Annotated in this window: 15 protein-coding genes; all 15 read left to right on the top strand. The window is 61.4% G+C overall.

Annotated elements, in window-relative coordinates; translation table 11 throughout:
• Positions 1 to 421 precede the first annotated feature (421 nt).
• The 15 genes from fliE to BM338_RS00665 all read left to right on the top strand — a co-directional run bounded on the left by fliE (position 422) and on the right by BM338_RS00665 (position 13250).
• A complete protein-coding gene (gene fliE / locus BM338_RS00740) occupies positions 422 to 751 on the top strand; it encodes a flagellar hook-basal body complex protein FliE (protein WP_090448877.1) in 330 nt (109 codons plus the stop codon).
• A 77-nt stretch (positions 752 to 828) separates the two neighbouring features.
• A complete protein-coding gene (gene fliF / locus BM338_RS00735) occupies positions 829 to 2499 on the top strand; it encodes a flagellar basal-body MS-ring/collar protein FliF (RefSeq protein WP_090448876.1) in 1671 nt (556 codons plus the stop codon).
• A gap of 7 nt (positions 2500 to 2506) precedes the next feature.
• The gene (fliG, locus tag BM338_RS00730; RefSeq protein ID WP_218156305.1) at positions 2507 to 3496 is read left to right on the top strand and encodes a flagellar motor switch protein FliG; all 990 of its coding nucleotides are present in this window, start codon (positions 2507 to 2509) and stop codon (positions 3494 to 3496) included.
• Positions 3496 to 4125 (top strand): FliH/SctL family protein, encoded by a 630-nt coding sequence (locus BM338_RS00725; protein WP_090448874.1) that lies wholly within the window; start codon positions 3496 to 3498, stop codon positions 4123 to 4125. The genes fliG and BM338_RS00725 overlap by 1 nt, the downstream gene beginning before the upstream one ends.
• Positions 4122 to 5486 carry a flagellar protein export ATPase FliI gene (gene fliI / locus BM338_RS00720; protein ID WP_090448873.1) on the top strand — a complete coding sequence of 455 codons (1365 nt, stop codon included), beginning with the start codon at positions 4122 to 4124 and terminating at the stop codon, positions 5484 to 5486. Before BM338_RS00725 ends, fliI begins: the two co-directional genes overlap by 4 nt.
• The gene (gene fliJ, locus BM338_RS00715) at positions 5483 to 5926 is read left to right on the top strand and encodes a flagellar export protein FliJ (protein WP_090448872.1); all 444 of its coding nucleotides are present in this window, start codon (positions 5483 to 5485) and stop codon (positions 5924 to 5926) included. Before fliI ends, fliJ begins: the two co-directional genes overlap by 4 nt.
• A 12-nt stretch (positions 5927 to 5938) precedes the next feature.
• Positions 5939 to 6982: a flagellar hook-length control protein FliK gene (locus BM338_RS00710; protein ID WP_090448871.1), complete on the top strand. Its 1044-nt coding sequence runs from the start codon at positions 5939 to 5941 to the stop codon at positions 6980 to 6982.
• Positions 6983 to 7584: 602 nt separating this feature from the next.
• Positions 7585 to 8355, top strand: coding sequence for a TIGR00266 family protein (locus BM338_RS00705; RefSeq protein ID WP_090448870.1), 771 nt, complete (start codon positions 7585 to 7587; stop codon positions 8353 to 8355).
• Positions 8356 to 8664: 309 nt separating this feature from the next.
• Positions 8665 to 9228, top strand: coding sequence for a RebB family R body protein (locus BM338_RS00700; protein WP_090448869.1), 564 nt, complete (start codon positions 8665 to 8667; stop codon positions 9226 to 9228).
• Positions 9229 to 9504: 276 nt separating this feature from the next.
• On the top strand, positions 9505 to 9906 hold the full coding sequence (locus tag BM338_RS00695) for a VOC family protein (RefSeq protein ID WP_090448868.1): 402 nt from the start codon (positions 9505 to 9507) through the stop codon (positions 9904 to 9906).
• A 94-nt stretch (positions 9907 to 10000) separates the two neighbouring features.
• Positions 10001 to 10453, top strand: coding sequence for a VOC family protein (locus BM338_RS00690; protein ID WP_090450035.1), 453 nt, complete (start codon positions 10001 to 10003; stop codon positions 10451 to 10453).
• 1090 nt (positions 10454 to 11543) lie between these two features.
• Positions 11544 to 12119, top strand: coding sequence for a hypothetical protein (locus tag BM338_RS00680; RefSeq protein WP_143109222.1), 576 nt, complete (start codon positions 11544 to 11546; stop codon positions 12117 to 12119).
• Positions 12120 to 12162: 43 nt separating this feature from the next.
• Positions 12163 to 12453, top strand: coding sequence for a hypothetical protein (locus BM338_RS00675; RefSeq protein WP_090448865.1), 291 nt, complete (start codon positions 12163 to 12165; stop codon positions 12451 to 12453).
• Positions 12454 to 12495: 42 nt separating this feature from the next.
• Positions 12496 to 12774 (top strand): hypothetical protein, encoded by a 279-nt coding sequence (locus tag BM338_RS00670; RefSeq protein ID WP_143109221.1) that lies wholly within the window; start codon positions 12496 to 12498, stop codon positions 12772 to 12774.
• A 65-nt stretch (positions 12775 to 12839) separates the two neighbouring features.
• Complete coding sequence (locus tag BM338_RS00665) at positions 12840 to 13250, top strand: hypothetical protein (RefSeq protein ID WP_090448863.1); 411 nt, start codon at positions 12840 to 12842, stop codon at positions 13248 to 13250.
• Positions 13251 to 13265: the final 15 nt, after the last annotated feature.

Below are 13265 nucleotides of genomic sequence, written 5' to 3'. Positions count from 1 at the left end.
CCCCTGCTCGCAGGGGGAGGCCGGGAGGGGGTAAGCCCTTGAGAAAACCTCTCCCGAAACGCTTTCTCAAGTACTCACCCCTCCCCAACCCTCCCCTGCGAGCAGGGGAGGGAGCAAGGCGAAACCCATCCCAACGTCTGACACTGGAAGATGCGTAGCTACGAAGCACGCCGCGCTCTTCCCGACCATTTCTCTTTGGTTACTTTCTCTTTGGGCCAACAAAGAGAAAGTGACTCGGGCGCCGGCAGGCGTCCGAAATGCCCGCTGCATAAGCGGCCAGGTCGCGATAACCCAACGATTGTCGCCCGCTGCATAAGCGGCCAGCTCGCGATAGCGCATCCATCAATCACACCGCACGCACCCCCATGGCACGCCTCGTGCATCTACCCCCATATTCATCATCACGCGTTGGAAAACCGTCATGAGTCAGATCGACGTCAACAGCTTGTTATCTCAGATGCGCCAGCTCTCCACGCAAGTGCGTATGCCGGAGACTTCGTTTACTAACGCGGCTTTGGCAACGCAGGGCGGGGACTTTGGCGCGTTGCTGCGTCAATCGATCGCCGCGGTGGGGCAGAACCAGATGGAGGCGGGGAAGCTTGCCGCGGGTTTTGAGCGCGGCGATGCGAATGCGGACCTCGGCCGCACGATGGTGGCGGTACAGAAGGCCGATTTGTCGTTGCGTGCGATGACGGAGGTGCGCAACAAATTGGTGGATGCCTACAAAGACATCATGAACATGCCCGTCTAGCACAGGCCGATAAAGCAGCCGGTCCGACGACTGGCATCTCCGCGTCTTCGCACGCTTACTGATATCGAGCAGTTTTCATGGCAGAAAACGCCATCGCGCAAACCGGCAACGGCTCGCGTCTGGACCCACTGAAGAACCTCGCGCAGAGCCCGGCGACGCGGCAGCTGTTGCTGCTTGTCGCGGTAGCGGCGGCTGTGGCGTTTGGTGTGGCGGTGGTGTTGTGGTCGCGCGGGCCGAATTTCGGTCTGTTGTATGCGGGGCTGGATCAGAAGGATGCGGCGGCGATCACGCAGGCGTTGCAGGCATCCAATACGCCGTACCAGCTTGGCGCGGATGGCTCCACGATTTCGGTGCCGGCGGCGGATTTGCCCAGTGTGCGGTTAAAGCTGGCGGCGCAGGGTTTGCCGCAGGGCAGCGCGGGTAGCAGTACGTCGTTGTCGGCGGGTGATTCACCGTTCGGCATGAGCGATCTGGCAGAGCGCACGCGTTATCAGCAGATGCTGGAGACGGATCTTGGCAACACCATCGCCGGCTTGCAGTCGGTGCGTGCGGCGCGGGTGCATCTGGCGCTGCCGAAGCCGTCGGCATTCATTCGCGACAATCGCCAGGCCAGTGCGTCGGTGCTGGTTACGTTGTATGCGGGGCGTCAGCTCGATGCCTCGCAAGTCGCGGCGATCGTGCATTTGGTGGCGTCGAGCGTGCCGGAGCTGGATACACGCCAGGTGTCGGTGGTGGATCAGCAAGGCCAGTTGCTGACGGTGACCGATCCCGACAGTGCGGGCGCGGTGGGCGACAGCCGCCTGCGCCTCGCCACGCGGATGGAGAACACCTATGCGCAGCGCATCGAGGAATTGCTGACGCCGCTAGTCGGCCCCGGCAAGGTGCGCGCGCAGGTCTACGCGGATCTGGATTTCAGCCAGACCGAGAAGGCCACCGAAACCTACAATCACGAAAACCCCGCGCTGCGCAGCGAACAGACCAGTAGTGAACAGCGGCGCGAAGGCAATGGCGGTGCGGTACCGGGTGCCCTGAGCAATCAGCCGCCGAGCACCGTGGCACAACCCACGGCGGCGAAGCCGAACGCAGCGGGTGCGACGGCCACCAATGCCAACACGAATGCGGGTGGCGAAAGCTCCAACAGTTCCACGCGCAATTACGAACTCGACCGCACTATCAGCCATGTCAGCGATCCGGCGGGGCGCCTTGCGCGCCTCACCGTGGCGGTGGCGGTGGACAACAAACTGATCACCGACGACAAGGGCAGCAAGAGCGTTGCCTTTACGCCGCAGGAGCTGGAGCACCTTACCGAGCTGACCAAGAATGCGGTGGGCTTCAACCAGACGCGCGGCGATAGCGTCAGCGTGATCAATCAGCCCTTCCATAAAGCGCCGGGCGACGAAGCCCTACCGGAGCAGCCGTTCTGGCAGCGCCCCGGCATGATGGATCTGCTCAAGCAAGGCGGCGGCGTGCTGATCGCGCTTATCATCGCCTTCGGTCTGTTGCGCCCGCTGTTGCGTGGTGTGTTCAAGGGGCCGGGTACTGCGCTGCAGACCTTGCCGTCGCCGATGCCGACGGTGTCGGTGCGCATCGACGATCCACAGGATGACGTCGATGGGCAGGGCCGTCTCGGCCCGCCGCCCGGCATGGCGTACGAAACGCGCGTGGCGATGGCCAAGCGCATGGTTACCGAGAATCCCAAGCAGGTCGCGCAGGTAGTGAGAAGTTGGGTGGGCGAAGATGGCGGCTAATATCGAAATCACCGGCGCACAGCGCGCCGCAATCCTGTTGCTCACGCTCGGCGAGCAAGACGCCGCCGAAGTGCTCAAGCACCTCAACGCACGCGACGTACAGGCAGTGGGCCAGGCCATGGCCGGGCTCACCAACGTGTCGCGCGACCAGGTGGATCAGGTACTGGCCCGTCTCAGTGAAGACATGGGCCGCCACACCTCGCTGGGCGTGGGCACTGAGGAATACATCCGCAAGATCCTGGTCAACGCACTTGGCGAGAGCAAGGCCGGCGGTTTGATCGACCGCATTCTGCTTGGCCGCAGCAGCAAGGGCCTGGAATCGCTGAAGTGGATGGAGAGCCGCGCCATCGCCGAGATGATCGGGCAGGAGCACCCGCAGATCATCGCGCTGGTGCTGGCACACCTCGAGCCCGATCAGGCGGCCGAGGTCATCGGCTACCTGCCGCCGCGAGTGCGCAGCGATGCGGTGATGCGCATTGCCACGCTCGACGGCGTGCAACCGCATGCGCTGAACGAGCTGGACGAGATCATGGAGCGCCAGTTCTCCGGCAACACCAACAAACTCAAGTCTGCCACCGTGGGTGGCCTGAAAGCGGCGGCGGACATCCTCAATGCGATGGAGTCCGCCCGCGAGGCCGAGCTGATCACCGCCATCCGCGGGCACGACGCGGGCCTCAGCGGCCGCATCGAAGAACTGATGTTCGTATTCGAGGATCTCGCCGAGCTGGACGACCGCAGCATGCAGATGCTGCTGCGCGAAGTGCCGTCGGCGCGCCTGGTAACGGCGCTGAAAGGCTCCGAGCAAAGCGTGCGCGAGCGCATCTTCGCCAATATGTCCAAGCGTGCCTCCGACATGCTGCGCGACGATCTGGAAGTGTCCGGACCGGTGCGCCTCAGCGAAGTGGATGCGGCGCAGAAGGAAGTGCTGCAGATCGCACGCAAGCTGGCCGATGCGGGGCAGATCAGTCTTTCCGCTACAGGTGACGACTTCGTCTGATGGCAGCCATCCTCACCCGCGAGCAGTTGCCGGGCTTCCAGCGCTGGGAGCTGCCCGACATGGGCGAGCCGAAGCCTTCGTCGTCGGAAGTCCCGCGCCCTACGGTCAGCGATCTCGAAGACCTGGAGCGCGAGGCGCGCGAAGCGGGTTATGCCGCCGGCCTTGCCGAAGGCCGCGCGGCGGCGCATGACGAATATATGCAGCGCGTGGCGCAGCTTGAAGCGATTCTGCAAGCGGCGGCGCGTCCGCTGAATGCGCTGGACGATGCCACCGAACAGGAGCTGGCACGGCTTGCCCTGGTTATTGCGCGGCAGGTGATCGCGCAGGAATTGAAGGTATCGCCGGAGCTGATCGTACAAACCGTGCGGCAGGCAGCGCTGGCTCTGCCCTCGGCAACACGTGCGCTGCGCGTCTACCTGCACCCGGACGACCTGACCTTGCTGCGCGAACACGAGGCCGCCGAACCGCATTGGCAATTGCTGCCCGATCCCTCGATGCAACGCGGTGATTGCCGTCTCGAAAGCGAAAGCTCGCGCCTCGACGCCCGCGTCGAAACCCGCCTGGCCGCCGTGGTTGATGCCGTCTTCGGCAACGACGCCGACAACGACCCCGAGACCGAGATGGCATGAACACCCACACGCCCGCGTCGACGCAGCAACGCTGGCAGCAGCGCCTGGCGCGTCGCGCGCGTCGTGCGGAAGCATCGTCGCCGCTGGTGGTGGAAGGGCGGCTGCGCCGTGTCGTGGGTCTGACCCTGGAAGCCGAAGGCTGCGAGGCGCCGCTGGGCGCGCGTTGCCTGGTCTCCACCGCCGACGGCGCGCAGCTCGATACCGAAGTGGTCGGCTTCGCCGACGATCGTCTGTTGCTGATGCCGGTAACTGAAATGCATGGCGTGCTGCCCAATGCACGCGTGCGCCCGTGTGCGCGTGCCGGCGGTCTTCCCGTAGGCGCCGCACTCCTTGGTCGTGTGATCGGCGCCGATGGCGTGCCGCTGGATGGCCTGGGTCCGCTGGAAGTCGACGAGCACGCGTCGCTCAAGCGCGAGCCGATCAACCCGATGGCGCGCAAACCCATCGACGCGCCGCTGGATACCGGCGTGCGCGCGATCAACGCTTTGCTCACTGTCGGCCGTGGCCAGCGTCTCGGCCTGTTCGCCGGCTCCGGCGTCGGTAAATCGACCCTGCTCGGCATGATGACGCGCTACACCGATGCCGACGTCGTCGTGGTCGGCCTGATCGGCGAGCGCGGCCGCGAAGTGAAGGAATTCGTTGAACACACGCTGGGCGAGGAAGGGCGCGCCCGCGCGGTCATTGTCGCCGCACCCGCCGATGCGCCGCCGCTCAAGCGCCTGCGCGGCGCGCAATACGCCACCGCCATTGCCGAGTGGTTCCGCGACCGCGGCCAGCGTGTGCTGCTGTTGATGGATTCGATCACCCGCTACGCACAGGCACAACGCGAGATCGCTCTGGCCATCGGCGAGCCGCCCGCAACCAAGGGCTATCCGCCCTCCGTGTTCGCCATGCTGCCGGCCCTGGTAGAGCGCGCCGGCAACGACGCCGAGGGGCGCGGCTCCATTACCGCCTTCTACACCGTGCTGGCCGAAGGCGACGACTATCGCCACGACCCTATCGCTGACGCGGCACGCGCGATTCTTGACGGCCACATCGTGCTATCGCGCGACCTTGCCGAAGCTGGACACTATCCGGCCATCGATATCGAAGCCTCGATCAGCCGCGTGATGCCGGCGGTGGTCGAGCGTGCGCATCTGCGCGCGGCGCAGCAGTTCCGCCAGATCTACTCCGCCTACCGTCAGCAGCGCGACCTGATCGCGGTCGGCGCCTATCAAAAAGGCTCGGACCCGCAAGTCGACAAGGCCATCACCATGTGGCCGCAACTGCGCGCTTTCCTGCAGCAAGAAGTGGACGAACCGACTGCGCTGGCGCAGGCCATCGACGCGCTTGGTGTCATCGCCGACGAGGCCGCCGCATGAAGTCGCGCGCCACCCGCCTCGCACCCGCCGCCGACCACGCCCGCGAAAAGCGCGAGGACGCGGCGCAGCGCCTCGCCGACCAACAGGGCAAATTACAGGCGGCCGAACATCAGCTCAGCGAGCTGCACCGTTATCGTGCCGAGTACGCCATTGGCGACCAGGCCGGCGGCATGTCGGTCAGCGCGCTGGTCAACCGCCAGCAATTCCTCGAGCGCATCGACAAGGCCATCGCGCAGCAACTGTTTGAAGTGGAACGCCAGCGCCGCCTGCTCGAACAGGCCGGCAATACCTGGCGCAACGCGCATGCGCGCGAACGTGCGCTGGACAGCGTGATCGGCCAGTACCGCGAGCAAGAGCGCAAAACCGAGGAACGCCGCGAACAGAACGACATCGACGAGCGCATGCAGCACCGCCCCGCCGCACGCCGCCGCGACACCTGACCTGGACCTCCCATGGCTACGACCGTTTCCCTACCCATGCCCGCCTCCAAGACACCCGCTGCCGGTGCCGCGCGCGCCGCGCATGGCGCCGAGCCGCCATCGGCCACGCCGAACCAGCCCAGCCAAACCTTCACCAACCAGCTCGACCAGGTGCTGCGCCAGCAAACAAACGTCATGCCGCTCACCGATGACGTCGCGCCGCTGACCGTCGTACTGCCCAAAGTTTCCGCATCGCTCAAAGAGCCGGCCGCCTTGCTGCAAGACACGACCGCCGACGATGCCGCAACCGATCCCGCCGCACGCAACGGCAATGTGCTGGCCGCTGCGGTACTGGCCATGCTGGGGCAAGGCGCAGCGACACCCGCGTCCACCGCACAGGCAAGCAAGTCCTCAGGTTTATCGTTAACCGGCAACAAGACCGCACTGCAACTTCATCCCGGCGGCGCCATGACAGGCAATACGGCAGATGCATCGCCAGCGGGTGCAGCTGCAGCCACTCCGATAGTCGACGTAGCCGCACTCGCCGCAAGCGACATCGGCCAGTCCAGCGCGGAGCCGCATAAATCCACCGAGACATCGGCCGTCGACTTGCTCGCCGCACCGTTGAACATTCACTCAGGCCCCGGCGGCACACCCGCACCGCACGTCCTGAAAATGGATGCCCCCGCCAACACACCCGCCTTCGCGCAGGAACTCGGCCAGCAAGTTGCGTGGCTCGGCGGCCAGGACATCAAACAGGCACGCATCCGCCTGCGCCCGGAAGAACTCGGCCAGCTCGACGTGAAAGTCAGCGTCGAACACGGCCGCGTCGACGTGAGCTTTACCGCGCAGCATCCCTCGGCCGTTACCGCCGTGCAGCAGACCCTTGGGCAGCTTGATCTGATGCTGGCCGGGCATGGGTTGTCATTGGGGCAGGCACAGGTGGGGCAGCAGGGCGGTCAGGGTGGTGGGCGTGAGCAGGCGGGGCAGGCTGGGGATCCGTTCGCGAATGAAGCGGAGTCGGTGGGGCAGGTTGCGCAGCCGGTAGTTATTGGGTTGCTTGATACTTTTGCTTGATTGGCGTGGCGGCAAGGTTGTCGCGTTGGCGGTCTGATAATGTCCGCTCTCGACCCGAAGCGGACCTAAAGCATCGATCTTTAGGTCCGCCTACCCCCACTCATGGTGGTGTCCATGGCGCAAATTCTTTCGCCCCAAGTGCTGCGATAGGTGCCCCAGTCATTCCTGCTGGCGCTCGCCCCGAATTTCACGAACGACCACATCAGCATATTGACCGTCACCTTTTCACCCCTGCACGATTAGGCGCCACGCGGCCTACGAACTAGTGCATCACTTCGGGAGACCGACGACGGGTATTCGTCTAGGCGCGCGGCTCCGTCATAGTTAGTCAGCTGCGTGAGGAACGCCTGCGGTGGCAGGCACGCCGCTGATAGCCAATGGGTTGTGCAGGGAAGCATTCTTCAGGGGGGGCGAACATGAAATGGATGTTGCCGATGGCGTGCCTCTTGGCCGCTGTTACTCCGTTGGCGCACGCCGCCACTATTCGTGCGCAAGCTGTCGTCATCGAAGAGCATGATGGCGCGATAGCGCCGCTTTCGACCTAAAGCGCACACTGATTTCGAAAACTCCCAGACAACCATCCATCATCACGAGAACACTCTATGCAGACGCGTATTCAGGGCACGGTGATGCCCGTGCTGGAAGTGCAGCTTGATCCCAACGACAGCGTCTTCGCAGAAAGCGGAGAGCTTTCGTGGATGACTTCATCGATCCAGATGACCACTCACACCCAGATGGGTGGCGGTGGGGGTCTGTTTGGTGCGTTCAAGCGCGTGGTCGGCGGCGGAAGCTTGTTCATGACCGAGTACCGGGCCATGCGGGCGCCGGGAGAGGTGGCCTTTGCCACCAAAGTACCGGGGCATATCGTGCCGGTAACGGTAAGCCCGGGTAACGAATACCTTGTGCATCGGCACGGTTTTCTCTGCGCCACGCCACAAGTCACCATCAGCGTGGGTTTTCAACAGTCGCTGGGCGCCGGCATTTTCGGCGGCAGTGGCTTCATGCTGCAGAAGCTTGGCGGCACGGGTACGGCCTGGCTGGAACTCTCCGGTGAGCTTATCCGGAAGGATCTGGCGCCCGGCGAAACTTTGCGGGTTCACCCCGGGCACGTCGGTGCGTTCCAGGCCTCGGTCAACTTTCAGATCACCACGGTGCCCGGCATCAAGAATGCGATCTTCGGCGGCGACGGCATCTTCCTGGCGTCGCTGACCGGCCCCGGCACGGTGTGGCTGCAAACATTGCCCATCTCGCGCCTGGCGCACCAGATTGCCGAGTACCTGCCAAGTAGCGAGGGCGGTGGTGGGCGAGCGACTGTCGGTGGTGCTTTGCTCGGGGGCATCGTAGGTTCCCTGCTGGGCGGTGACGACAAATGATTCCACGTTGTGAATCAAGAGCGAGGGCATGTTTGCCTTCGTGCTTCTTGGCATGGATGGCTCAGCTTCATTGCGGTACGTGATGGCTACCTAGCTTTGCGATTGGCGTACGTGCTCGGCTAGCTCGAACTGTCCACTTTCGATCCGAATAGGACATCACCGGCAATGGAAGAGCTTGATCGAAAGCGGGCTGACCATGCTGAAAACATTTTTTGACTGGCCATGCACACCGAAGCATTAGATGTCCTGACTTACTGCGCAGATTAAATAAAGCGCTATCAGGTGACCCACTACTCTGAAGGAGCTCTCATGTCGATGCCGTCCTCGGTTAACCCTCAAATCAGCGATGCCGTAACGCAAGCCAGCTCCCAGATCCCTGGCGGTGCGCTGGCCATTTCCCTGAGCCAGCTCTATCAGGGCGCGGCACAGGCCCTGGTCAATGCCGCGCATAATGCCGTTAGTAGCCAGCAGCAAAGTAACGTCCTGATGCAAGCCGCGACTACGCAAGCCGTGATGCAACTGTTGTCTATGGACAGCGCGGATAACGCTACACCGCCCGACGAAAACAAGGCTTCTGCTCTGCCGCAGACGCTGGCGGCCACAACCTCACCGGACGCCTTGGCGCACATCGAGCAGGCGATCGAGTCGGCGAATAAGCACGGACTCGATAACGCTGGTTCCTGGTCCCATGCGGCGCGGGACATCATGAACACGGTAGCCGGCGCTTTGCGCGAATTGCAGAAGGTGTCACAGGAAACCGGTATGGCCATGGTGAAGCAGGCGGCGATTGCGGCTGTATTGGTGCACATGATCAAGGCGCCCGATCACTTGGAGCAATATCAGAAGATCCTGGGGTTGATCGAGGGTCTCTAGCGCTGCAATACGGCGGCGGTTCTTCTGCTGGAGCGGACCTGCAGGTGGCTGGCTCCAGTAGGTGATTTGCCAAGGGGGGGGGATATCACGCTCATCGCGGAATACGGTTGTGAAGGTTTACGCTTGTGGATGTCCGCCTCCGATCCGTAGCGGACCTCCCGAGGAGGCAGTCGACGCCGCCTTGCGCCAGATTGTTCGCCGGAAGCGCGCGTCGATCTATTAGGTAGTTAAGCACCAACGCACATCATCGCTACCAACAGCACAAAGGAGAAATTCGTGAGCAAACGAGTGTTCATCAATCTCCCCGTCGCCAACCTCTCGAAGTCAATCGCCTTCTTCGAGGCACTTGGCTTCTCCCGCCATCCACAGTTCACCGACGACGCTGGCGCGTGCATCGTCGTCAGCGACACGATTTCCGTAATGTTGCTTACGCATGCCAGGTTTCGCGACTTCACGCCCAAGGCCATCTGCGACACGAGCAAGGCCGTCGAGGTTCTCCTCTCCCTCAGTTGCGAGAGCCGCGAGGAGGTAGACAGTCTCGTCGCCAAAGCGATCGCAGCGGGTGGCTCGACCTACGACAAGCCGGAGGATTTTGGCTTCATGTACACGCACAGTTTTGTCGACCTGGACGGCCATGGGTGGGGGCTTCTCCACATGAGCGCCATGTCGGCACAGTAGGCAGTTGGGTGATTCTCGTAAGGTCCGCTTCCGACCCATAGCGGACATACCTGCAATCAGAATGGGGCAAGCCACACAAACTCAGGGGGCTTTGATGAAGCGGCGATCGATTTTCCTTCTATGTCTAACCGTGCTTTCAATAACCGGCTTGGCGACGGCCGCATCCGCGCCTCCAGCCGGACACATCACCGGTGTCGGCGGAATATTTTTCAAGGCGAAGGACCCCAAGGCTCTCGCGGCGTGGTATCGCGATGTTCTTGGCATGCCGGTGGAAGCCTGGGGAGGCGCGGCGCTCCACTATGACGCGCCAAAGCATCCTCCCGTGCTGGCATGGAATGCGTTTCCCGCGGCGACAAATTACTTCGCGCCATCGACGAGTGGATTGATGATCAACTACGCCGTGGATGATATGGATGCGTTGCTCGCGCGGTTGCGATCAAAGGGGGTCACGGTTCTTAAGCGTGACGACAAAGACCCCAACGGCCGCTTTGCCTGGATTTTGGATCCCGAAGGAAACAAGGTCGAGCTGTGGGAGCCCAAGCGTTAGTTTCGCTCAGGTCTGCTTCCGCCCCGAAGCAGACCTTGGCACAATTTGACCTAATCACGGACAGTGAGGGGCCTGTGGACTCGATTAGGTTAATGCCGCGCCGATGCTGGTTTCTTCTGGCGTACCTATCGCTGTCGATTCCTTTGGCGTCCCATGGCGCATGCGTTGATCTCAGTGGCCCGGTTGATGTGCCTCGTCATCTCACCGTCGCAGCCGAGTACGCAAGCTCAAAGTTCGTCGTGCTCGGTCGGCCGACGCGCACCAAGAATATTTCGAGCCCAGATGATCCGGCCGGCTTTGACTGGACCATCTATGAAGTCAAGGTTTTGGCCGTTTATAAGGGTCGGCCGCCTAGATCGGTCAAGCTTGTCTCCCCGAACACGACTTCACGCTTCCCGATGGTTGAGGGAAAGGACTATCTGCTTTTTATTGAGCAATCGTCCGAACCAGAGTTTGCGGGGAAGGAGCCTCTCCCGGCGGACTTCGTAGACAACTGCGGCAACTCTGGGTTGGCAAGCGAGCGGTCGACGGCGATTCGGGTCACTCAAAGCCTTAAGGGTCGCAAGTAACGAAGAAGCACTTAGGTCGGCCTTCGCCCGGGCCCGACATAAGCCCGGCAGCCCGGGGACACTAATTGGGGCGACACTTCGGGCTGGTCAGCAGAGGGGGTGCATGGAGCACCGGATTGGATATCTGCCGCCGTTGGAGCTGTGCTTATCGCGGGAGCTGAAAGCTTCTATCTGGGGATGTCGCAATGCGGCGGTCACCGATATCCCCGTGATCTTGCATTCGCAATCGCAGTGTTATGCACGCTGGTTCTAGGCATGTTCGAACTCTATGCCACGCGTTCAAAGAAGCGGGCAACACTGGTGATTGGAAGCGGAATTTTGGGGTACTACGTTGGAGGTGCTCTAGGGTGGGTCTATTACATTGCGCCCGTGACAATCTCAGAGGCCTTTGGTGAGTTCCTACATGGAATCGCCGGTGGTTGCTGACAAAGAGGCATTTTGGCAAAGCCCGCTTCCGACTCATAGCAGACATTCTAGAGGGGGGGCAAAAGGGATTTGGGTCAGAAATCAGGGGAGAGGACATGTTCAAAAGGTTGATCGCGATCGTGATGTTCTGCGTGTTGCCATATCTGTCAGCGCAGGCAAGCGAAGAATCCTCAGTTGCTCAAAGAGAGGATGCGCCGGTCCTCCGGGCCGTTCTTCAGTCGCAGTGTCAGTCAAATAACGGCTACGTGATTCTCTCATCCAAGGCTGTCGCCCCAGGTGCAGCCGCCGACATAGGCGGTGCCGACGAGTCGGGCGCGTTCGACGATTTGAAGCGTAGAAATATGTCTGCCGTTTCTCTACCAGGGGGGCTTTCGTGTCGAGGAGTTCAGTTGCGCGAGGACAAAGAGATCCAGGCCTTCTCTGAGCCTTTGCATGAGGTTGCCGGCAAAATTTCACTCGGCGAGGGCTGGAAGAAGATGCACGAATCGCTTCCTGGAGCCACAGGTTGGATGTCCGTTAGCCTGCCCGGATATGCGCCGAGTAGAGACGTCGCCGTTGTCTATGTTGTTCTTCACTGTGGCAGCCTGTGTGGACAGGGGGCTTACGTATATCTGCACCGTATCAATGGCCAATGGAAGGCACTTGTGCGCTTTCCAGTCTGGGTGACGTGATCAGTCGGCTTCCGATCCAAAGCGGACATTCTTAGGGGGATTGATGAATTGGCATGATGTGTTGAAGGAAGCACTGTTCGTGCTCGGCGCATTGAATGTCGCCGTCACCTTGGCGATCGTCATCAATCAAGGCCTCAGCATCCGACAGAAAATCGGACAAGCGCTGCTTGTTTGGCTGGTTCCTGTCCTTGGTGGTCTGCTCATTGGCATGTTCATGTGGACTCAACGTGGATTCGTATCGCCGACCGGCTATCCCGACGAACCGCGTCGAGATCCCGCCGATGTCTATTTGGGCTCCCATCCGCCCAGCCCACCTGCTAACGGCGGAAATTGAGGCGACACAAACAAGATGGGTCCGGTCGAACTAGGGGAATGAATGATGATCGCCTTGGACATTTTTTCCGGTGGGATTGTGACGACCTTTATTTGCTTATCGGCGTTCTTTGTCGTGTTCATTGCTCGCGGCGCGAAGTACAAGGTACTGTCCGACCCGGAATATCCCCGGCTCACGTTGGGCAATCCTTTAACCACACTGTTCATTGATCGTCTGCTGACGCACGATGGTCTCAGGTTTAGGAGTGCGTTCTACAAGACGCTTCTGGCCCTATGGGGTGTTGTGCTCGTCGCGGGCGTGGTTGTGAATCACATTGGCTAAAGTCCGCTTCCGACCCAAAGCGGGCCCAGACGGCAAGGCCACAGTTGGATCGAAGGATCGGGCACATGGATATCAGAGCAGACGTTTGGGACCGCGTTATGGAGTTTGCGGTGCAACTGGCGAACGAAGAGCAGCGCGAAAAATATTGGTCGGCTTACAACGCGCTAAGGGACTATTGCGAGACGCAAAGCCTTGCATGGTATGACCACCCTTTCCTCTGGGAAACTCTTGCGGACTTCACCATTGACGACAGCATTGCAGTGCCGATTTACCAGAGGGCTCTCGATGGTTCCTCGGGTGAGGAAATGCGGGACTTTCGCGTATCGATCCGGTTTGCATTGGCAGAACGCCACAAAGCCAAGGGTGAGGATGAATTGGCTCGCGAATATGCAATAGCTGCGGACGACGAAGCCAAGCACATGGATGACTTGGAGTTGCGCCGAAGAATCAGTAAGTTCCTTCTCTCACGAGAATAGGAAGGTCCGCTTCCG

The sequence above is a fragment of the Dyella sp. OK004 genome (assembly GCF_900114495.1).
Classification (GTDB): domain Bacteria; phylum Pseudomonadota; class Gammaproteobacteria; order Xanthomonadales; family Rhodanobacteraceae; genus Dyella_D.
Note: the sequence above shows the minus strand (reverse complement) of the source record. Positions and strands in the feature narration are given on the sequence as shown.

Coding starts and splice junctions, on each gene's coding strand:
- fliE (WP_090448877.1), top strand. CDS start 422: ATGAGTCAGATCGACGTCAACAGCTTGTTATCTCAGATGCGCCAGCTC.
- fliF (WP_090448876.1), top strand. CDS start 829: ATGGCAGAAAACGCCATCGCGCAAACCGGCAACGGCTCGCGTCTGGAC.
- BM338_RS00725 (WP_090448874.1), top strand. CDS start 3,496: ATGGCAGCCATCCTCACCCGCGAGCAGTTGCCGGGCTTCCAGCGCTGG.
- fliI (WP_090448873.1), top strand. CDS start 4,122: ATGAACACCCACACGCCCGCGTCGACGCAGCAACGCTGGCAGCAGCGC.
- fliJ (WP_090448872.1), top strand. CDS start 5,483: ATGAAGTCGCGCGCCACCCGCCTCGCACCCGCCGCCGACCACGCCCGC.
- BM338_RS00710 (WP_090448871.1), top strand. CDS start 5,939: ATGGCTACGACCGTTTCCCTACCCATGCCCGCCTCCAAGACACCCGCT.
- BM338_RS00705 (WP_090448870.1), top strand. CDS start 7,585: ATGCAGACGCGTATTCAGGGCACGGTGATGCCCGTGCTGGAAGTGCAG.
- BM338_RS00700 (WP_090448869.1), top strand. CDS start 8,665: ATGTCGATGCCGTCCTCGGTTAACCCTCAAATCAGCGATGCCGTAACG.
- BM338_RS00690 (WP_090450035.1), top strand. CDS start 10,001: ATGAAGCGGCGATCGATTTTCCTTCTATGTCTAACCGTGCTTTCAATA.
- BM338_RS00680 (WP_143109222.1), top strand. CDS start 11,544: ATGTTCAAAAGGTTGATCGCGATCGTGATGTTCTGCGTGTTGCCATAT.
- BM338_RS00675 (WP_090448865.1), top strand. CDS start 12,163: ATGAATTGGCATGATGTGTTGAAGGAAGCACTGTTCGTGCTCGGCGCA.
- BM338_RS00670 (WP_143109221.1), top strand. CDS start 12,496: ATGATGATCGCCTTGGACATTTTTTCCGGTGGGATTGTGACGACCTTT.
- BM338_RS00665 (WP_090448863.1), top strand. CDS start 12,840: ATGGATATCAGAGCAGACGTTTGGGACCGCGTTATGGAGTTTGCGGTG.